Annotated in this window: 15 protein-coding genes and 4 pseudogenes; 9 read left to right on the plus strand and 10 right to left on the minus strand. The window is 62.5% G+C overall.

Annotated features, from left to right (window positions below):
- Window positions 1-202 precede the first annotated feature (202 nt).
- From METLW4_RS28190 to METLW4_RS26805, 5 genes and pseudogenes are all read left to right on the plus strand, one after another.
- Window positions 203-559, plus strand: coding sequence for a WGR domain-containing protein (locus METLW4_RS28190; protein ID WP_018268669.1), 357 nt, complete (start codon window positions 203-205; stop codon window positions 557-559).
- Window positions 549-2,713, plus strand: a pseudogene (gene recD2 / locus METLW4_RS26075) (SF1B family DNA helicase RecD2). Before METLW4_RS28190 ends, recD2 begins: the two are co-directional and overlap by 11 nt.
- Before the next feature lie 79 nt (window positions 2,714-2,792).
- Window positions 2,793-3,065 (plus strand): hypothetical protein, encoded by a 273-nt coding sequence (locus METLW4_RS0123400; RefSeq protein WP_018268671.1) that lies wholly within the window; start codon window positions 2,793-2,795, stop codon window positions 3,063-3,065.
- Between the two features lie 383 nt (window positions 3,066-3,448).
- Window positions 3,449-4,171, plus strand: coding sequence for a hypothetical protein (locus METLW4_RS26080; protein WP_026191780.1), 723 nt, complete (start codon window positions 3,449-3,451; stop codon window positions 4,169-4,171).
- A gap of 72 nt (window positions 4,172-4,243) precedes the next feature.
- Window positions 4,244-4,573, plus strand: coding sequence for a hypothetical protein (locus tag METLW4_RS26805; RefSeq protein ID WP_026191781.1), 330 nt, complete (start codon window positions 4,244-4,246; stop codon window positions 4,571-4,573).
- Between the two features lie 274 nt (window positions 4,574-4,847).
- Here the strand turns inward: METLW4_RS26805 and cas6e are convergent, their stop codons facing one another.
- The 6 genes from cas6e to METLW4_RS28195 all read right to left on the minus strand — a co-directional run bounded on the left by cas6e (window position 4,848) and on the right by METLW4_RS28195 (window position 10,005).
- Window positions 4,848-5,579, minus strand: a complete 732-nt coding sequence (cas6e, locus tag METLW4_RS0123415; protein WP_018268672.1) for a type I-E CRISPR-associated protein Cas6/Cse3/CasE — start codon at window positions 5,577-5,579, stop codon at window positions 4,848-4,850.
- Window positions 5,576-6,301, minus strand: a complete 726-nt coding sequence (cas5e, locus tag METLW4_RS0123420; RefSeq protein WP_018268673.1) for a type I-E CRISPR-associated protein Cas5/CasD — start codon at window positions 6,299-6,301, stop codon at window positions 5,576-5,578. Before cas5e ends, cas6e begins: the two co-directional genes overlap by 4 nt.
- A complete protein-coding gene (gene cas7e, locus METLW4_RS0123425) occupies window positions 6,301-7,371 on the minus strand; it encodes a type I-E CRISPR-associated protein Cas7/Cse4/CasC (protein WP_018268674.1) in 1,071 nt (356 codons plus the stop codon). Before cas7e ends, cas5e begins: the two co-directional genes overlap by 1 nt.
- The gene (gene casB / locus METLW4_RS26085) at window positions 7,368-7,931 is read right to left on the minus strand and encodes a type I-E CRISPR-associated protein Cse2/CasB (protein ID WP_018268675.1); all 564 of its coding nucleotides are present in this window, start codon (window positions 7,929-7,931) and stop codon (window positions 7,368-7,370) included. Before casB ends, cas7e begins: the two co-directional genes overlap by 4 nt.
- An 11-nt stretch (window positions 7,932-7,942) precedes the next feature.
- Complete coding sequence (casA, locus tag METLW4_RS0123435; protein WP_157235627.1) at window positions 7,943-9,661, minus strand: type I-E CRISPR-associated protein Cse1/CasA; 1,719 nt, start codon at window positions 9,659-9,661, stop codon at window positions 7,943-7,945.
- A gap of 152 nt (window positions 9,662-9,813) precedes the next feature.
- Window positions 9,814-10,005, minus strand: a complete 192-nt coding sequence (locus tag METLW4_RS28195) for a DUF1403 family protein (protein WP_157235628.1) — start codon at window positions 10,003-10,005, stop codon at window positions 9,814-9,816.
- A 342-nt stretch (window positions 10,006-10,347) separates the two neighbouring features.
- Here METLW4_RS28195 and METLW4_RS0123450 point away from each other — a divergent pair, with 342 nt between their 5' ends.
- The 3 genes and pseudogenes from METLW4_RS0123450 to METLW4_RS0123460 all read left to right on the plus strand — a co-directional run bounded on the left by METLW4_RS0123450 (window position 10,348) and on the right by METLW4_RS0123460 (window position 13,992).
- Complete coding sequence (locus tag METLW4_RS0123450; protein ID WP_026191783.1) at window positions 10,348-11,208, plus strand: site-specific integrase; 861 nt, start codon at window positions 10,348-10,350, stop codon at window positions 11,206-11,208.
- A gap of 6 nt (window positions 11,209-11,214) precedes the next feature.
- Window positions 11,215-12,385 (plus strand): annotated as a pseudogene (locus METLW4_RS26090) (IS91 family transposase).
- A gap of 461 nt (window positions 12,386-12,846) precedes the next feature.
- The gene (locus METLW4_RS0123460; protein WP_157235629.1) at window positions 12,847-13,992 is read left to right on the plus strand and encodes an ISAs1 family transposase; all 1,146 of its coding nucleotides are present in this window, start codon (window positions 12,847-12,849) and stop codon (window positions 13,990-13,992) included.
- 498 nt (window positions 13,993-14,490) lie between these two features.
- Here the strand turns inward: METLW4_RS0123460 and METLW4_RS27320 are convergent.
- From METLW4_RS27320 to METLW4_RS28805, 3 genes and pseudogenes are all read right to left on the minus strand, one after another.
- A pseudogene (locus METLW4_RS27320) lies at window positions 14,491-14,684 on the minus strand (IS3 family transposase); the annotation flags it as partial.
- Complete coding sequence (locus METLW4_RS26095; protein ID WP_018268682.1) at window positions 14,669-15,376, minus strand: reverse transcriptase domain-containing protein; 708 nt, start codon at window positions 15,374-15,376, stop codon at window positions 14,669-14,671. The pseudogene METLW4_RS27320 and the gene METLW4_RS26095, both read right to left, overlap by 16 nt.
- Window positions 15,377-15,381: 5 nt before the next feature.
- Complete coding sequence (locus METLW4_RS28805) at window positions 15,382-15,513, minus strand: hypothetical protein (RefSeq protein WP_018268683.1); 132 nt, start codon at window positions 15,511-15,513, stop codon at window positions 15,382-15,384.
- Window positions 15,514-16,125: 612 nt separating this feature from the next.
- On the opposite strand from METLW4_RS28805, the gene METLW4_RS27325 reads away from it, so the two are divergent.
- Window positions 16,126-17,583, plus strand: a complete 1,458-nt coding sequence (locus METLW4_RS27325) for an SUMF1/EgtB/PvdO family nonheme iron enzyme (protein ID WP_198290257.1) — start codon at window positions 16,126-16,128, stop codon at window positions 17,581-17,583.
- Between the two features lie 84 nt (window positions 17,584-17,667).
- On the opposite strand, the pseudogene METLW4_RS28995 reads toward METLW4_RS27325, so the two are convergent.
- Window positions 17,668-18,973 (minus strand): annotated as a pseudogene (locus METLW4_RS28995) (transposase).
- Between the last annotated feature and the right edge of the window lie 456 nt (window positions 18,974-19,429).

The raw sequence follows: 19,429 nt of genomic DNA on the forward strand, positions 1-19,429 counted from the left end.
TCGCTCCTTTCCCAAAACGCCATCGGCCGACCGCGAGACGGCCGCGCTGCAAGGGCGCGCGGAACGCGCGGGAGCAAAGCGACGCACCCTTGTCGGCGTGGACGGCGCTAGCGGTAGCCATGTCCTCCCTCTCCCTTTGCTCCGGATTCCCATTCGTGATTCACTCGTGCGCGAATGCGAAGCGGCGGCGCGGAGGGCCGGCATGGCGGCGATGGACGAGATCGCGATTGCGTTGCAGGGCCGAAATCCGGAGGCGAACCGCCATCGTTCCTGGCGCGTCGAGGCCGGGCGCGATCTGTTCGGAGCCTGGATCGTGCGCGTCTCCTTCGGCCGGATCGGCTGCGGGGGCCGCACATTCGCCCGCGAATTCGGATCGGAGGACGAGGCGCACGCCTATGTGCGCGACGGGTTACGTCGCCGGAAAGGCGCGGTTCGGCGCTGCGGGGTCGAATATCGCGTCGTCGACGCCTCGCCCGCGGCGCGGCCTCTCTTGGCGACGGTCAGATTATCGAGCGGCCAAAAGCCCTCGGAAGCGGCCGAGCCCCGCCATGAAGAGTGAGCAGCCGTCGCAAAGCGGCGCTTCGCGGGAAACGCTCGTCGGCTCGGTCGAGCGCGTGACGTTCCACAATGAGGAGAATGGGTTCGCGGTCCTGAAGGTCAAAGCCCGCGGCCGGTCGTCGGACACGCCGCGTCGATTTCCGCGGGCGAATATATTCACGCCGTCGGCGTCTGGATCAACGACCGCACCCATGGTTTTCAATTCAAAGCGGATTTTCTCAAGACCACCCCGCCGACGACCGCGGCGGGCATCGAAAAATATCTCGGCTCCGGCATGGTCCGGGGCATAGGCCCCAAGCTCGCCGCGAGAATTGTCGCCGCTTTCGGCGTGGCGACCTTCGAAACCATCGAAGCGACCCCGGAAAGACTGAAGGAGGTCTCGGGCATCGGAGAGTTCCGCGCCAAAAGAATCGCCGCCGGCTGGGCCGAGCAGAAGGCCGTGCGCGACATTATGGTGTTCCTGCACGCGCATGGCGTCGGAACCTCGCGCGCGGTGCGCATCTTCAAGACCTATGGCTTCGACGCCATCCAGGTGATGACCGAAGATCCCTATCGGCTCGCCCGCGACATTCGCGGGATCGGCTTTCGCACGGCCGACGCCATGGCCATGAAGATGGGCGTCGGGAAAGAGGCGCCGCTGCGCGCCGGCGTGTCCTTCGCGCTGCAGGAGGCGACCGACGACGGTCACTGCGGGCTTCCGGTCGAGAGCCTGCTCACCCTGGCGGTCAAGCTGCTCGATGTCGACAAGGCGATCGTGCGGACGGCGCTCGATCACGAGCTCGCCGGCGCGGAAGTCGTCGGCGACACGATCGGCGGCGCGCCCTGCGTCTTCCTGCGCGGGCTACACACGGCGGAGCGCGGCGTCGCCGAGCGGCTACGAGCCTTGGCCTCCGGCGCGCCGCCCTGGCCGCGGATCGATGTGGAAAGAGCCGCCCCCTGGGTCGAGAAGCGGACGGGCAAGACCCTCGCGCCCTCGCAGCGCGCCGCGATCGAGATGGCGCTCCGCTCCAAAGTCGCCGTGATCACCGGCGGTCCTGGCGTCGGCAAGACGACCTTGCTCGATGCGATTCTGCGCATCCTCATCGCCAAGGGAACGAAAATTCTGCTCGCCGCCCCGACCGGCCGCGCGGCCAAGCGCATGGCCGAACAGACCCGCATCGAGGCGAAGACCATTCACCGCCTGCTGGAGATCGATCCCAAGACAGGCGGATTTCGACGGGGGCCGGACAATCCTCTCGACTGCGATCTTCTCGTCGTCGACGAGACCAGCATGGTCGACATCTCGCTCATGTATGCGCTCACCAAGGCCATCCCCGGGCCATCGGCGCTCTTGCTGGTCGGCGACGTCGATCAATTGCCGTCGGTCGGACCGGGTCAGGTGCTGGCGGACATCATCGAATCGGGAGCCGTCCCGGTCGCGCGCCTGACCGAAGTGTTCCGGCAAGCCGCCAAAAGCCGCATCATCGTCAACGCCCATCGGATCAATCGCGGCGACATGCCGCAACTGCCGACGCGAGGGGAGGAGTCGGATTTCTGGTTCGTCGACGCTGACGATCCCGAGAAGGGAGCGGCCAAGGTGGTGGAGATCGTGCGCGACCGAATTCCACGGCGTTTCGGCCTCGACCCGATCCGCGACATCCAAGTGCTCTGTCCGATGCAGCGCGGCTCGCTCGGGGCGCGAGCGCTCAATGTCGATCTGCAGAAAGCCCTCAATCCCGACCCGCCGGCGAAGGTGGAGAAATTCGGATCGATCTTCGCGCCGGGCGACAAGGTCATGCAGACCGAGAATGATTACGATCGCGACGTGTTCAACGGCGACCTCGGAACCGTCGTGCGCATCGACGAGGTCGAGGGCGCGCTCGTCGCGAGCTTCGATGGCCGCGATGTGGAATATCCGTTCGGCGAGCTCGACGCCCTGGTCCCGGCCTATGCAACCACGATCCACAAGTCGCAGGGTTCGGAATATCCTGCCGTGGTCATCACGTTGGCTACCCAGCATTACACCATGCTGGCGCGCAATCTCGTCTATACGGCGGTCACGCGCGGCAAGCGTCTCGTCGTTCTCGTCGGTCAGCGCCGGGCGCTGGCGATCGCAGTGAGAAGCGGCGCGGGCAGAAAGAGATGGACGAAGTTGAGGGAGTGGTTGAAGGTTTGAAATCGACCACCGACGTGGCGCACCGGCGAAAAGCACGAGACCCCGGGCCCTGCGTCAGGGACAGCAACGAGACGGGCGCATGAAAACGCAAGACATGAACGAGAGCGCCCCGCCGACCAACGACAACGGGGCGACGACCGTGACCTCGGGACGCCGAGCGATGCGCGCCAGCCCGCAGGCCGAAGCGCGCGGCATCGAGGTCGTGCGCCTCCACCAAAGGCTGGAGGATTGGCGCGATTGCCGTCGTCTCGCCGACGCCGAGAGGTGGCCTGCGCTCGCATACGAAATCATCTGCATCGAGATTCACGCGCTGGAACGGGACATCGCCCGACGCGTCGGTGAATTATATTGAGGCGCGACGCGACGGGTAGACCCGACAGGCCAGAGCGCCTGTCGCGCCGCGGATCGGGCGGCCGCTCGGACCCGGGCTTTGGCGAGGGGCGCCGGGCCTAGCCGCGACAGTCGACCGCGGTCACGGGCACCGACATCGGGCGCGCATGGGACGCGCGGAGCTTCGCGGAATGGAGTGGTTATGGAACCTTGCGCAACGTCTACCCTTTTGCAAGGTCGCCGATTTGGTCGCCCCGGCCGCACTCTCCTGTGGGCAACCGCTCCGATATCGTAAATCAGCGACCAATGTCGCCTTGCCGAGCGTATCCTCACAGTGGAAGAATCCTGTTCGGACGCCCCAAATGAGCAGAGAGACACCGTACCTTTTCGATGGACACCCAACCCATGGCCCTCGTGGAGCTGTTGTCCACGAGGGCCATGGAAGAAGTGCGCGGATATAACGAAAACACCATTCTAAACACGCCGGTCGAAGACTTAATTGAAGAGCTTGTCGAGAAATATAAGCCGGACGTTCCGGCCATCAACGCTGAGAACACCTACGTCAGCGAGAAGGAAAACAAGCGCGAGGAACAGTGGCGCGATGATTTCGGTTGGAGCCGCGGCGGATCGCGGACGGTCACGGAGAATCTGGTGACGTTCCACGTTTCGTTCACCGGAGACGCCACCCTCTTCACCTTGTCGCCCCGTAGTCGTTCGATTCCCGGCCCCCAGGCATCGGTCAATGGCCGTGAGCTTCTGATCACCATGGTGGCCGACAGGAACACGCCGGAGACGATGAAGGCAGCCTTCAACGAAACGATAATGAGCATCAACCAGCACCTCGCCACCATGCGGAACGACTTCCGCAACGTGGCCGCTCATTTCGAAGGCCCTGCCCGTCAGTACTTGGAGCAACGCCGAGCGACGATCCTGCAGAATAAGAACACTGTTTCTGCGCTTGGCTTCCCCATGAAGCGTCGAGAGAGAGCGCCTACAACCTATATAGTGCGCCAGAGGTGCGGAGAAAGATTACCCAAGTTCGTCCTGCCACGACCGCGCCTTTCAAGCCTGAGCCGACGCTGGACGAGGCGGAATACACGCACATCCTCGGAATCATCGACAACATGACGAAGGTGATGGAGCGGAGCCCGCACACGTTCGCCAAAATGGGCGAAGAGGACAATCCGGCAGCACTACCTCGTGCAGCTGAACGGTCAATATGTGGGGAACGCTACCGGCGAGACGTTCAACGCCACCGGGAAGACCGACATCCTCATCCGGTCGGAAGGCCAGAACATCTTCATCGCCGAATGCAAATTCTGGCACGGCGAGAAGGGATTTGTCGATACGGTTAGCCAGCTCCTATCCTATGTGACGTGGCGGGACACCAAGACCGCCGTTGTGATCTTCAACCGCAATAAGAACCTAAGTGGCGTGATCCAACCCGTCCCGGAAAGTGCGGTCCTCGAAGCGGTGAAAAAGCTGAACGCCCCTTACACCCCCCTAGCGGAACAGCCCGACGACGCGTAGTCACGAATAAGAACGGTTAGTGTGCTTGCAACTCGGCGAGCCCTCAACGGCAAATAAGGAGGAATCCTTTACCTGTTCATCCCCGCGCCTGCGGGGAACGTTCTCAGAAACGCATGGAAACTCATTTTTCTTCAAGATGTTAAAGGCGCGCCGTTGTTGGTGCAGGGCCGTCGGGTGCCTGCGCAGCGGCATCTCGGCGTCAATCGCATCCGTCTTCGCCCGCCGATCCACTGGCAGGCACTACGTCTGCCTCAGTCTTTTTCCGAAGGTTCGTTCATCGCACACGCCGAATCAGCATGAGCCCGCAGCCGAACGCCCGAGCGCGTCCGAAGCCCCGTGCGAGATTGTCGAGGAAAAGCTCAGGCTCGATGACAGTGAGAAACCCGTCAAAGGAGAGAACCGAAGTGGAGATCGTCTCTCTGCGAGCGACGGCGCGCACTCGGACGATATCCCGGTCGATCTCAATCTGACGATAACCGTCGATTTTCAACGCATCTGCCGGTGAAATCTCGAATCCCGCCCGTGCGCCTTGGCTTTCGAGCCAGCGTCGGCCTTCCGCTTCGATAATCTGTAGGCGCATCGAAGGGCGCTCCTCTCGCGGAACCGTCGCGAGTGAGTGCATCACGACATCATCGCGGCGTCGGACTTTTTTTCCATCGACAATACGCCAGTGCGTCACAGCCGGATTGGCGAGAAGCGAGAAGCTGAGCCGATCGCCTTTTTCGAGGGCCGGCGCAAACTCCTTTGTCTCGACGTTGAAGAGTGGCGAATCTTGATCTGGCAGACGATGCGATAGGACGAGGAAGCGCGTCGCCGGTGCGCCGAGATCCTCGCGCCGATACAAGAAGTCTCGCGTCGCGTTCCGATCCCCCGCGAATAGAGACCAGATGAGGCGATGATCGACATGCAATCGCGCCGCGGGGTCGGTCGGCGCGAGGACCGGTGCGACGGCCTCGAGGCTTGGCACGCTTTTCAGCGTCGCGCGGGAAAGAAAGAGCGGCGTCATCGCGGGACTTTGCCCCACGATGTGACTACATGTTCGTCGCGCAGATCGAAACGCCAGAGCTTGCGATCCAGGACGACATCGCGGCGCGTTTCGACGCATGTCGCGTTATTCGGAAACCCAGTGAAATAGTCGTCCAACGCAATTTCGCCGTCGCGTTCGAAATAATGGGCGTAAGCGTCTGGACGCCTTCGGCGACGATCATATTCGGCGAGCGCATCCACCAGCGTCTCCGCTTCGACGAGAAGCGGATCGGGAGGCAAACCGAGTGGACAGGATTTACGGCCTAGATAGAGCGTGAACACGGGCTTGCGTAATGCCTGCTCCAGACTCTCAAGCGTGAACAGGCTCTGTTCTAATGCTCCGCATGCGATGAGGAAGGCGCAATCGGCGCGGTAGTCCCGCCGCGAGAGGATTGTGTTGCGCTTGCCTGCGAGTTCTTCGCGCCGCGTCGCCCACGTCGTGCCTTTGCGCGTCGGTGGCGTCTGCGTGGTGTGATAATCGACGATCAACGGGCCGAGGCGATCACGGCGCGAGGCGAAGGCGAGCGCAGCGGCAAACTCAGCTTGGCGGGGGTCGGCGCGCTCGAGGCCGAGCGCCGCGCCGAGCAGGCCCGCCAGCGCGGAATGGCTGGGCCGCGCGCCCGTCTCGCGTCGCTCGCCAACAGCAACGTCGCCGAAAGAGCCGAGTGGCGCCACGAGCTGAAAGAGGAGAAGCTTTCGCATTACAGCGCCTCACTAGCGAAGCCGACAATCTCGGCGAGCGACCCCTCGCCCGTGAGAGCGTTCATCCGTCGTTCGACGACGCCCTCGTGGCCATAAACGGCGGCGAAATTTTCCCGCGTCTCCACGAGCTTTTCGATCGAGGCATTCAGAAAATCCAACTCTTTCGCGACGCGCTCGATCGGCTGCAGAAAGGCGCCGGCCAGCGTGCGCGGCGCGGCGTCGCCGCGTTCCGCCAGAATAAAATGCGCGCGCGCAAAACTGGCGAAGCTCGCGGATTTGCCGCGTGGACCAATGGTAGCGCTCGCACGGATCAGCGCCTCGATCGCCTTCTTCGCCACCTCGGCGTCACCGCCGAGATTTTTCAGCAGCAGCGCACGATCGATGTTAATGTAAAGGTAGAACACGCCGGCGCCGAAGCCTGTCTCGCCGATGAAGCCGGCGCCAGCGTCCTCCGCATTTGTCTTGAGATCGTCGACCGCGGTGTAGTAATCCTCGTCGACGACGACTTTATGCGTGGTGACGGCGTGGGCGACCTGCACCGCCGCCTCGCGATTGAAATCCGGGCTATCGGTGAGCATGCGTCCGAACATGGCGATGTCAGCCGCCGTATCGGTCTTACGCAAGAGCACCTCTGCAAGAGCCTTTTTCTCTCCGATGGCGCGTTCTCCCGCGGCGCGGGACTCAGCGTAGACGATCGCGGCCGCGCGTTCCTCGGGTGAGATGAAGGCGAGCTGCTCCGTGAATTCGGGTTTGGGATCGTTTTCGCGTTTCACCTTGCCAAAGGCCGACGCGACCTCGCGGGCGATCTCCATGGCTTTAGCCTCATCGAGCCTCCCGCGCAAATGATCGAGAACGACGGAGCCGATCCGCTGCGTGCGGTCGCCGAGATGCTGCGCGAGCACGTCATGTGCGATGTCACTCGTACGCCAAGCGCGTTTCAAGGATTGGCTCGACACACGCAGCCGTGTGGCACCGCCGATGACCGCGGTCTTGGGTTTGCCCGTGTCGTCGCGGTTGAGGTTTGACGGCGGATAAAATGTCAGCAGATGCAACTGAACGAACCGGTTCATGATCGTGCCTCGAGGGATCCCGCCTCGGCGGTCGTGGCCGGCCGTTCGCCAGCGCCGTAATAGTCGAAGACCAGATCGCGCCGCGTCTTGTCCTCGTCGAAGAAGAGGACAAGCCTAGCGATATCGCGAACGCTCGCGGCAAAGCCGGCGATGGCGATCGCGCGTCGAAACGACGCCGCGATCTCCTCCTCCTCCGTTGCCTCCAACAGGCGCTTGAAACGTAGAAGCGACAGTTTCGCCGACTGCTCATCGGAGAAATTTTCTCGTCCGACACTTCGACCGAAACGCAGTCGCTCGTCGTCACGAATCGTGGCCAGAACACAGGCTAGCGTGGCGACCCGCGGCAGCCGCGCCTTCGAGGCACCGAGCGCATGAAACAATTGCAGCGTCGCCTCCTCGTACATGGCCTCGGCTGGCGACGCCCTCCGCAGCCTCGCCCTCGCGACGCGATCCTTGCCGCCTTCTCTCTTGTCGGGATGTCGGCCGTCAAGGGTTTTCCACCATTGAAATGAGATGAATCCATAGTCAAGCGCATTGGTCTGCGCGGCCTTCTTGCTCATTTGCCCTTCCCTCATTTTTTGTCGCCTTTGCCCGTCCTGGACAGCGGGAGCTCGAGCGTGGTGAAAACCTTTCGTCCCAGAGCACCACGTCCGAGAAAAACGCCGATGAGTGCGCGGCGTGCGGGAACGGCGCGTTCCATGATTTTCGTTGGCATGTCACCGAAGCTCACCGCCTCGTCGAAGAGGATTATCGCGTGCTTACGCAGGATGCCGAGCCATCGTTCGACGAGTGGCCTACGCTCCTCTTCGGTGTCGAGTGTTTCGACCGCGTCGAACAACCCGTGAAGATGATTGAAGAACGCAGCTCGCGTCTCTTGAAAGAACCGTTCACGTAATGCGGCGAAAGGCGATGCCTTGCCGTCCCCGCGCTCGCCGGCGAGCGCGGTGCAAACCGCGATTCCGAGCGCGCTGGCGACAAGATCGGCGGCCTCGACAAACCGACGGGTTAGGCCGTGGAGATGCGCCTGGCGTTGCTCGCTTGTCGTCGCTGGAAGAATGAACAGGGGTATCTGCGCTTCGACGAAGCCGCGGGCCTTCATATTGTCCATGTCGTAACCGCAGGCGAGCAAACGACATTCCGTCACGCGCGCGCCGTCGTGGATATCGGCAAGACGCGTCTTCGCCTCGATGACCATTTTCGCGGGCCGGAACGCATCGTCCGCCGATCCCGCGAGCGCCGGCCAGTCGGTGTAGAGAACGCCGCCCGGCTTCGGATGCACAGGCAGCCACGACGGCGGCGTTGCCTTCGATAAATAGTAGGGCGACAGCGGATGTTGAAAGGCGGGATCGTAGGCCGCGCCCCAGGTCCGCATGCGAAATCCCGTCACAATGACATCGTCGACGTGGCCGGTAAGAGGACAGAGCGTGCCGGCGTCATTGCGGGCAAAGATGAGCCGTATGCGGCGCGGCATTCCCCAAAAAGCTTGCAAAACATGCGCCGTCCACGGCGCGCGATTGGAACTCGGCGCAACGAGACGCGGCGGTTTGCCATCAGACGGAAATGTCGGCGCGAGCCACGGAAAGACGCGGTCCATTTCATCGTGGGCCCGGGCGAAGGCTTCATCTTCCGGCGGCGTCGCGAGCCACAGCATCTGCCACAGAGCAATCTCTTCTGGGGGCGCGACGAGCGTCGTCATCGGACCGCCACCGCGTAGAGACGTCCGATGGCCGGCGCCTCCCGAGGGCGCGAAGATCTGGAGCGCATAGAGCGCGATGGCCGTCGCTGCACGGGACAGAGAATCGATGCGCCCCCGCTTCTGAAACAGGTCCTTATTCTCTTTCAACGTATTAGCGCCCGGCGCATCGATTAGCAGACCGACGACCGGCGAGTCTTCGGTGTCGATCAACATATCAAAGTCCTGCATAAAACGCGGCTCTTCGCCGTCCAGATTGAAAGCCCCTGCAAACGGCGCGAAAGCTTTTTCGAGTCGATCGGCGTCGGGGGGCGTCTCCCACCATGTCTTCCACTTCCGATGGTTGCTGGGTGCAGGAAATGCGGTCGCGAGCAGGCCGATCATGAATTCGCGCGACGCCGCATCGAAGTCAGGTCGACCCCAGGCGAAGGCGACGATAGGGTCGCGGTCGATGTCGGAGGCGATTTCGGACGGACGGATTACGCACTTGCTGCCGCTGCGACGGCGCACTGGAAGCCAAGGGCTTTGAAGGAGAGAAAAATGCGACATGCAAGCCCCCAACAAGGTGTTGACAAACGGCGATGCCTTTTTCTCCACAAAAGAGATAATCCTGGCAGAGTCCAATGATGAACGAACTAAAGCGCTAGTATGCATAGGAGAAGCTGCATGGCAGATTGTGCGCGCTCATCATCCTTTTGCACCAACCGCTCACATCGGTCCATCCCCGTTTCATTTGCCAAGCTCGACCCTTAACCCGATTTCCGCGTCATACCAAGCCTCTCTCGCCTTGCCCCTCTCGTCGGCCAATCGGGTTTGCCCGGCCGCGGCAGCCGCCCCTTCGAACCGTGCCGCAGCGTCGGATCGACACCGCCGATCATCGCGAGCGGCAACGGTGCTGCCCATTTCAGCCGCTCGGCAAAAACGATATCGGCCTTGCGCAAGGAGAAAACATCCCCGCCTCGCGCAGCACTTCCCGAGCCGCCGCGGCGTCGAGGGCGGGGCGACGGGCGAGCGTCGCGTTGCACTTAGAGCATCGTCCGAGCGTGGCGATTCAATAAAGCGGGACGGATCCCATATCTGAAGCGGAGCGCTGATCGGCAGTGAACGGCCCGAGCGGTTGGGAGGGGATCATGGCGCTGTCGATGGATCTTCGCGAGAATGAGATGAATGTAAATCGGATTGAACGAAGCCGCTATCGCGGAGGGGGCGGCGAGGTCGCGTGATTGGCCTCCTGTCTGAGAGGATTTGGGTGTTGCAGCCCACTCTCAAACAGGAGGTTCCAGATGGCCGAGATCAGCCCTCTGCGTCGTCGCATGATCGAGGACATGACGGTCCGCAATCTTCCGCCGGCGACCCAGCAATCCTACATCCACGCCGTCGCGAAGTTCAGCCAATATTTCGGGCGTTCGCCCGATCGCCTGGGACTGGAGGACGTCCGCGCCTTCCAGGTGCATCTGGTCTCGAAGGGCATATCCTGGGCGTCGCTCAATCAGACCGTCTGCGCGCTGCGTTTTTTCTACGGCGTGACGCTCGGTTGCGAGACGATCCCGGCGCGGATCGCCTATGCGCGCGAGCCACGCAAGCTGCCGTCGGTGCTGAGCGCCGACGAAGTGGTCCGCTTTCTCGAATCCGTCTCGAGCCTCAAACCACGCGTCGCGCTCACCGCCGCCTATGCCGCGGGACTGCGCGTGTCGGAGGTGATCGGCCTGAAGGCGGCCGACATTGACAGCGACCGCATGGTCATTCGCATCGTGCGAGGCACGGGCGGCAAGGAGCGCTACGCTATGCTGTCCGAGCAGCTTCTCGGCAACCTGCGCAGCTATTGGCGCCTCGCGCGGCCCGAGAGCTTCTTGTTTCCCGGTCGCGACAAGGACAAGCCGATCGAGCAGACCGTGCTGCACGCCGCCTGCCGCTCGGCGCGCGCCGCGGCCGGCATCGACAAGAGAGTGAGCGTCCATGTCCTGCGGCACAGCTTCGCGACGCATCTGCTGGAGTGCGGCGTCGACATTCGTATCATCCAGGTGCTGCTCGGCCACGAGCATCTGTCGACGACGGCGCTCTACACGCGAGTTTCGACACAACTGATCAGCGGGACCAAGAGCCCCCTGGATCGTCTTTCCTTGGAGGTGACGCCGCCCGAGTGAATGGGCGTGGCGAAGCCGGCGATCGAGCTCGCCGACATTTTCCGTCGCCATGGCGACGCCTATCTTCGCGATCACGCCGGGCATGTCGGCCGGGGCGAGCGACGCGTCATGGGCGCCATCGCGGCGTGCCGGACGGCGGTGCTCGGCGACCATGTCGAGCGATGCGACGATTGCGGCGCGAGGCGCATCGCCTACAACTCCTGCCGCAACCGGCATTGCCCAAAATGCCAAGGCGCGGCGCGCGCCGCCTGGCTCGACGCGCGCAAGGCGGAGTTGCTGCCCGCGCCCTATTTTCACCTCGTATTCACCCTGCCGCCGGCGGCGGCCGAGATCGCCTTCCAGAACAAAAGGATCGTCTACGCTGCGCTGATGCGCGCCGCCGCCGAGGCGACTATGACGCTCGCCGAAAATCCCAAACGCCTCGGCGCCAGGATCGGCATGCTCGCGGTTCTCCACACCTGGGGTCAGACGCTCACCCATCATCCCCATGTCCATTGCGTCGTCCCCGGCGGCGGCCTCTCGCTCGATGGCGAGCGCTGGATCTCCTGCAAGCCGGGCTTCTTACTGCCGGTGAAGGCGCTGGCGCGCCACTTCCGCCGATTGTTTCTCGCCGCCCTCGAGGCGACCTTCGACAAAGGCGAGCTGCGTTTTTTCGGCGAGCTGGCGCCGCTCCACGAACGGCGCGCGTTCGCCGGGCGCATCAGCACGCTGCGAAAGATGGACTGGATCGTCTACGCCAAGCCGCCTTTCGGCGGCCCCGAGCAGGCGCTCGCTTATCGCACGCTACACTCACCGCACGGCGATCGCCAATTCGAGGCTCGTCGCGGTCGGCGACGACGAGGTGACCTTCTCCTACAAGGACTACCGCCGCGAAGGATGCCGTCGGACTATGCGCCTCCCGCCGGACGAGTTCATTCGCCGCTTCCCGTTGCCTGATGGCTTTCATCGCATCCGCCATTACGGCCTGCTGGCCAGGGCCGACCGCGAGAGGCGGCTCGCGCTATGTCGTCGTCTCGCCGCCGCCGATCATCCGGTCGAGCCGAAGGTACGCGCATGCGACGCCCCATCCACCGCCGCAGCGCAGGTCTTCCCATGCCCCGATTGCGGCGGGCTCATTCGCCGCATCGGCGCCGTTCCGCCCGCGAAGGCCCGCCCGTTCCATTGCGACACGTCATGAGCCCGACCATCGCCTCTACCCGGAGGGAGCGCCGAACAGCTCCCCGTTTTGCTCGTCGCACCATGTGCCGACGGAACGCCGTCTCGCGCCACACGCACGACAATCGTCATCATCTCGACGCCGCTCCCACGACAGACAGCCACGAATTCCGCCCGTTTCGATCGCTTCTCGCCAACCCGCCAAGTTCTCGTCTCCTCCGACGAGCGCCGCCGCCCCCGCCGCGGCCTTGCGCCAATCGGCGACGAGACGCGCTTTCCCCATAGCGGCTAACGACCCGCGCCTTCGTTCAATCCGGCTTATGTGAGGTCCGCTTCCGGGCAGACCAAACATTGCGCCGCGGACCTCACATAACCCTCCAGATTCCATTCTTGACCCAGGGCGATCGGGTGAAGAAGTAGGTGACAGATCGCTCTCATGCTGAATCAGTCGACCGCCTGTGATTTGGGCAGGAGGTCAGGTCGATGAACGAGAACGGGTCGGATTGCGGGGCTTTGGCTGAGACGACGGTGTTCCAGCAATATTTCAACGAGATGCCCGACGAACGGCAGCCTGGCAAGGTGATGTATCCGCTCGACGAGATTCTGCTCTTGTCCCTGCTCGCCGTGCTGGCCGGGGCGGAGGCCTTCACGGACATCGCGCGCTTCGGCGAGAAGAAGCTCGACCTTTTGCGTCGTTTCCGGCCCTTCGCCAACGGCACGCCGGCGCATGATCACCTCGGCGACATCTTCGCCACGCTCGACGCCGAAGCGTTCCAGCGCTGCTTTGTCGCCTGGACCGCCGCGTTGACCAAGGCGCCCGTCGATGTCATCGCCATCGACGGGAAGACCTCGCGCCGGTCCGAGGCGAAGAAGAATTCCAAGCTGCCGATCCACATGGTCTCGGCTTTCGCCGCTAGGTACCGTCTGGTCCTGGGGCATGTCGCCGTTGCGGAAAAATCGAACGAGATCGTCGCCATTCCCGCGCTCTTGGACATGATGGCGATCGAAGGCGCCGTCGTGACCATCGACGCGATGGGCCGCCAGCGCGCCATCGCCAAGAAGATCATGAACAAGAAGGCCGATTACATCATTGCCCTCAAAGGCAATCAGGGAACGCTCCATGAAGCCGTGAAGCTGCTTGCCGCCGAGCAGAAAGCCAATGGATTCGAGGACGCCACGGTCAGTCGCCTCAAGACGCTCGACGGCGAGCACGGCCGCATCGAGACGCGTCGCTATACGGCGTTCCACGACATCGGTTGGCTGAAAGAGAGACACGATTGGCCGGGGCTCGAAGGCGAGGTCATGGTCGAGAGCCGGCGTGAGATCGACGGCGAGAGCACGCAGGAATCGAGGTTCTACATTACCTCGCTGACGCTCGCCGCCGCTCTGGCCGGCCCGATGATCCGCGATCACCGGGCGATCGAGAACAGCCTGCACTGGGTCCTGGACATGGCCTTCCGCGACGACGAATGCCGCGTGCGAACCGAAAACGCCCCGGCGAATTTCACCACGCTCAAGCACATAGCCAATAATCTGATCCGCACAGCGCCCGGAATAGACTCCCAGCGCCTCAAGCGAATGACCGCTGCCTGGGACGACGAATTCCTCGCAAGCCTCGTCGCAGCCTGAAAATCCTTCACCCGATTCCCCCGTTTCTTGACCCCTTTTAAGGAATTTTATGGCAGCTAAATCAATCGCTTATGTGGTTGCCTCTACGCCGATCGGCTTCGTGACCCCGCGCCGATGTACAATCAACAACGGTGCGCCGTTTGACACCGTGAGGGAAATGAGATGTAATGCGCTCGGCCAAGAGTGCTTCCCGCAGGCGCGGGGATGAACCGGTCGGCGGCGACGTGGACGGGTTGAGACGCGAGTGTTCCCCGCAGGCACGGGGATGAACCGGTAAAGTCAACGGCGTGATGTCCATGTACCCCCGAACGTGGGCAAGGAGTTCGGCCATTTGGCGTCTCCCTCACTTATCTGGGCTTGCGGCTTTCCCGCAACCGGCTCTGCCACGCGCCAAATAAGGTGAAAGTCCAGCGTCAATCAGGATGAGAATTGCGGGGTGTCGGCGTGCGCCGAAAAAAGTGAACCGCCCCGGGAACGCCGGAGGTTGTTTGGTTTGAGTCATGCCGCCATAGCGGGCTCATCGAGTTGCGCATAGTAACGCGCTTCGGCTTCGGCCGGCGGAATGTTTCCGATCGGCTCCAGCAGTCTGCGATTGCGATTGTTGAACCAGTCGACTCATTCGAGCGTGGCGAACTCCACTGCCTCGAAGCTCTCCGCCACGGCCCGCGTCGCCAGATCAGCTCGGCTCGCCATCCGGCATCATGACCGTCGCTTTCAGCATCCGGCGCACCAAGTCGACCACCCGGCAATCCGCGACCTTCTGACCGAGGCGGTCGAGAAGACGCTGGTGGTGAACTCGATCGAAAAATTTCTCCAGATCAAGATCGACCACAATCAGGCAACCGGCTTGCAAATGCTCCTTCACCTCAGCGACGGCCGTATGCGCGCCCCGTCCAGGACGGAAACCGTGGCTGCTCGGATGGAATGTCGGCTCGAAGATCGGCTCCAGGACCTGGAGCAGAGCCTGCTGCGCGACGCGGTCCACCACATTTGGAATGCCGACACCGCGTTGTCCGCCTCCGGTCTTCGGAATGAAGACGCGGCGGACTGGACCCGGTCGATAGCGTTCCGTGAGCAGCGCGCGGCGCAGATCGTCGATCAGCACAGGGGCTCGCGCCTGGGCCTCTTCGACGATCTGCCCATCAGGGCCTGGCGCTCCCTTGTTGCGTATCACGTTCAGAAGCGCCGAAGACAAGTTCTCCTCGGACGCCACTTCTTCCAACAGCCGACCGAGGTCGGCTGCGCAGGCGATGGTTCTTGCCGTGCGTTTGCGCTTCGCTTTTTGCAGCAAAAACGCGCGCTGCTCGGACGCGTCCGAGCGCGCATCGCTTCCGCCCCCTTTCGGGCTGTCGGCGAACACGAGGCTCAATTGACGGGGAATCATCCTTCTCAATCCATCCCTCCCTTCGCTCCCCCGGCTTTCACCGGCTTCATCGCTATTATGGAGAGATCCGACTTCTGCATGGGCGTCGGCCGGTCGTCGCTCACCTTCTCCCAGCCTACCGTTCGAAACAGACCCATGCAGACCTCCCAGGGTAAGAACATCGAATGTCCCGCCGCCGCCGCTCCTTTTACCGCCCCAGCCTCGGTTGGATTTCGGGCGTCGCGTTCAGAGGCACGCTGACCCGGCTGGACCGGCCTGTCGAGGAGTTCACTGCTCGTTCGGTGCTGCGGTTCGCCACTGGGCTTCTTCCCCACCCGCCCTCGCGGACGCGCAGTTGCCCTCGGCTCGTGGTTGCTACCAACTCGCCCCACGAAGGACTTTCACCTCCAATTCGATGCCCATGCCTGGCACACCTCTGGTCGGGCTACGCCCCCCCGACGCCGCGACAAAATCGCGAAAGCCCCGCGTTCAGCAAACCCCAGCAGGAATCCACCCTATTTTCGCGGGGCGCTGTCCAAATAAGCGGGGCCAGCTCTGACCGCCGCTGCGACGATTGGGTTGAACCAATTGTCGAAAAGCAGGATGTCGGCGGCGACAGCCCGTCTTCATGGTATCCTTCGTCATGGCGAGTCTCCTTTCCAGCGCTCCAACGGTGGAATCACTCGCGTTCAGCACCCCGGAGATTGCGCCAAACCAATTCCAGCCAATCCCGCGACGGTACCGTTCCAAAATCGATCCAGGGTCTGCTCATGAGAGGAAAAATTTTTATCAGCTACCGACGAGATGATAGTGGCGCTCATGCGTTGAACGTCGCGCAGTATCTCCAAAACAAGTTGGGCAGGGAAAGGATATTCATCGATATCGATGGCATACACTCGGGGCAGAATTTCCGAAAAGTGATTTACGATAAGCTTGACCGATGCAAGATCACGCTCGCGATCATCGGGCCCAATTGGGTCGTGGCACGTGACGAGAAATCGGGCGGTAAGCGCCTTGACAATCCCGAGGATTGGGTCCGTCTTGAGATCGAAGGATCCTGGGAGCGCAAAATCCCAGTGGTTCCGGTCTTGGTATCCGGAGCGAAATTACCATCGAAGAGCGATTTACCGGCGTCATTGCAGCCCCTTGTTGACTATCATGCCGCGACTGTGGCGGCCGGTAGCGGCTTTCGCAACGACATGGAGGGCCTTGCGCGCGATGTGGCCGAGTTGATGGAGCGTCGTCCCTGGGGGCGGATGACTGCTGCTGCATTGGCGATCCTCCTCGGCGTCTATGTGACAGCCCATCTGCCTTGGCGACCTCCGTTCCCGCCACCGCGCCCCGCCCCGCCCGATCCCGCGATCAAAGTGCCGCCCGGGTCGGGGACGCCCTTTCAAGACCCACTCGGCAACGGAGAGCCCTGTCCGAAGTGCCCGGAGATGGTCGTTGCGCCTGACGGCAGCTTCGAAATGGGAGAAGAAGGCCACCAGCACCCGGTGACATTCGCGCGACCATTCGCAGTCGGGCGGTATGCTGTGACGTTTGAGCAGTGGGACGCTTGCGTAGCTGACGGCAAGTGCGAGCCACCAGGACCGAATGCCGAAAAATTTCGGTCGGTCAAACGAGGGCCAGTAGCCGGCATTTCCTGGGATCAGGCAAACGCATATTCGAAATGGCTGTCAAGCAAGACCGGCAGGTTCTATCGTCTGTTGAGCGAGGCCGAACGCGAATACGTGACCCGCGCCCGAACGACGACATCGTACTGGTGGGGGAAAGATACTTCCTCTAAACAAGCGAACTTCGGTAATAGTTCTTACTCCCCCGTTTCAGTGGAGAAGTTCGCAGCGAATCCCTGGGGTCTCTACCAGGTGCACGGCAACCTTTGGGAATGGACCCAGGACTGTTGGCATGGCGCTTCGGACTACGTTTGGCATCCCGACTCGGACTACCCAGCAGGTGCGCCAAAAGATGGCCGCGAATGGATAACGGATGGGGACTGCAGTAGGCGCGTCGTCCGCGGCGGCGCTTGGAATGCTGGAAGCGAGCAGCTTCGCTCATCTAATCGTGAGGCGTGGAAACCCACTGAAAATGGAAACCTCGTCGGTTTTCGAGTTGCAAGGGCGCTCAGCCCCGACCCTTCCGTCATCGCCACTATCAAGCAACAGGTTGAGATCGGACTTAGCGCCGCACGACAGGCGCTGGCTAATAGCGGCCTCTCGATGCCGTAACGGGCCGGGCCTCGGATCGTGTCCCGAGGCGTGGTGTAGCTGGATCGAGGCGGACACCGGGATTTCCGGCTTTGGCCGGAATGGTCAGGCGGTCACGGCGGACAGTCTGACGATCGGATCATCGCTCAAAGGCGCGATGGTTGCCAGCGTCATGTAGCGACCGCGTTGCACGGCCCATTCATCGTTCGTCTCGAGCAGGATCGCGCCGACGAGCCGGGTGATGGCGTCCTCGTTCGGAAAGATGCCGACGACCTCGGTGCGGCGTTTGATCTCGCCATTCACCCGCTCGAGGCCATTCGTCGAATAGATCTTCTGCCAATGGTCCTTGGGAAAGGTCATATAGGCGAGCACGTCCTGTTCCGCCTCGTCCATGAGAAGGGCGAGCTTTGGCAAGGTGGGCCGGAGCTGATCGGCGACCTTGCGCCACTGTGCTTTGGCGGCGTCGGCGTCGTCCTGCGCGAAAGCCGTGGCGATGAAGGCGGAAACAACCCGGCGGCCGCTCTTGCCGGCATGGGCGAGCGCGTTGCGCATGAAGTGCACCCGGCAACGCTGCCAGCCGGCGTGCATCAGCGTGACGCAGCGCCGACATCATATGCGCGGCCTTTCGGTCGTTGAACGCGTCGAAGCTGCCGCGCAGCGTTTTTCCATCGACGGCGATCGCCGTCAGCCCCTCTACGGCAGGCGGTGCCGGCATGCTCGCGGCATGACGTCGAAACGCTGTCTCCAACGCTGCCGGATCGACGCCTTGCAGGATCAGCCGCAGACCGGTGTAGGAGGGCGTGTAGGGCAGCTTCAGGCCGAACGCGTCGTTCAATCGCAGACGATGCGCGCGAATGAACTCATGCAACTGCCGATAGGAATTGGCGCCGCCGACCATGGCGATGATCGCGTAGAGCAGCACTGTCGAAAGATCGAACCGCTTGCCTTCTCGGCGACGATGATCCGGAATGTCCCGCAAAATCTCCAGCAACGAAACCTGCATGCGACAACCTCCGATTCGGGTTGTCGCCTATAGATTCACACATCCGCCGCGACGGGAATCGCCCGTCCGCTATAAAGTATAGAGAACTGAACGGCCCTGCTGGATCACCGCCGTCAGCGCCTTCTCGGCCACGCGGCGAGCTTCGAGGAAGCAGGGAAAATAGGTTCCCTTGCGGAGCTTTGGGATGCGCAGCTCCACCGTTCCGGCGCGCGTCTCCCAGTCGCGATCGCGATAACCATTGCGCTGGGCCAGTCGATCGGGCGAGCGCTCGCCGAGCGCGGCGCCGGTCTTGGCGCCGACCTCCAGCTCCATCAGCCGCTCGGCGGCGAAACCGATCATCTCGCGAAGGAAATCCGCGTCGGGGGAATTTTCCAGAAGCGCCCGTAGGCTCATCATCTCGTCGGTCATCGGTGGGTTCCTCGGTTGCGTTGAGATTCGCAAACCGACCCTAACCGGAGAATCGCCGGTGGCCGCCGCAAGCCGCTCGCTCGCTACCGCGCTGTGAAAAGCGCGCGTCGCGAGCGGTTTGCTCCCGAACTGCTACACCATCAGAGGGGACACGACCCCGATAGAAGCGCCGAGCAGAGTAGTCGCCGAGAAAATCACCTTGCAAAAGCGGGAGCATCCACACACGCCCCGCCGCGAGCTGTTCCGCAGACCTGAAAGCTGCGCTTTGCCAAATCGATCGCCAAGACCTGGACTTCCACCATAATGACATCCTTCGTCGCGCCCCCTTCCGGGCGCCCTCCGACATCATACGACGCCGGCCGAAGGGGGCATCCACCCCATCAGTTCAGATTATGTCCCGCTCTCGCCGTTTGCCCCAGAACCCATGCTGAAGCCGATGCCGCTATCATACTCGCT

Origin of the sequence: Methylosinus sp. LW4 (assembly GCF_000379125.1) — a bacterium.
GTDB lineage: Bacteria > Pseudomonadota > Alphaproteobacteria > Rhizobiales > Beijerinckiaceae > Methylosinus.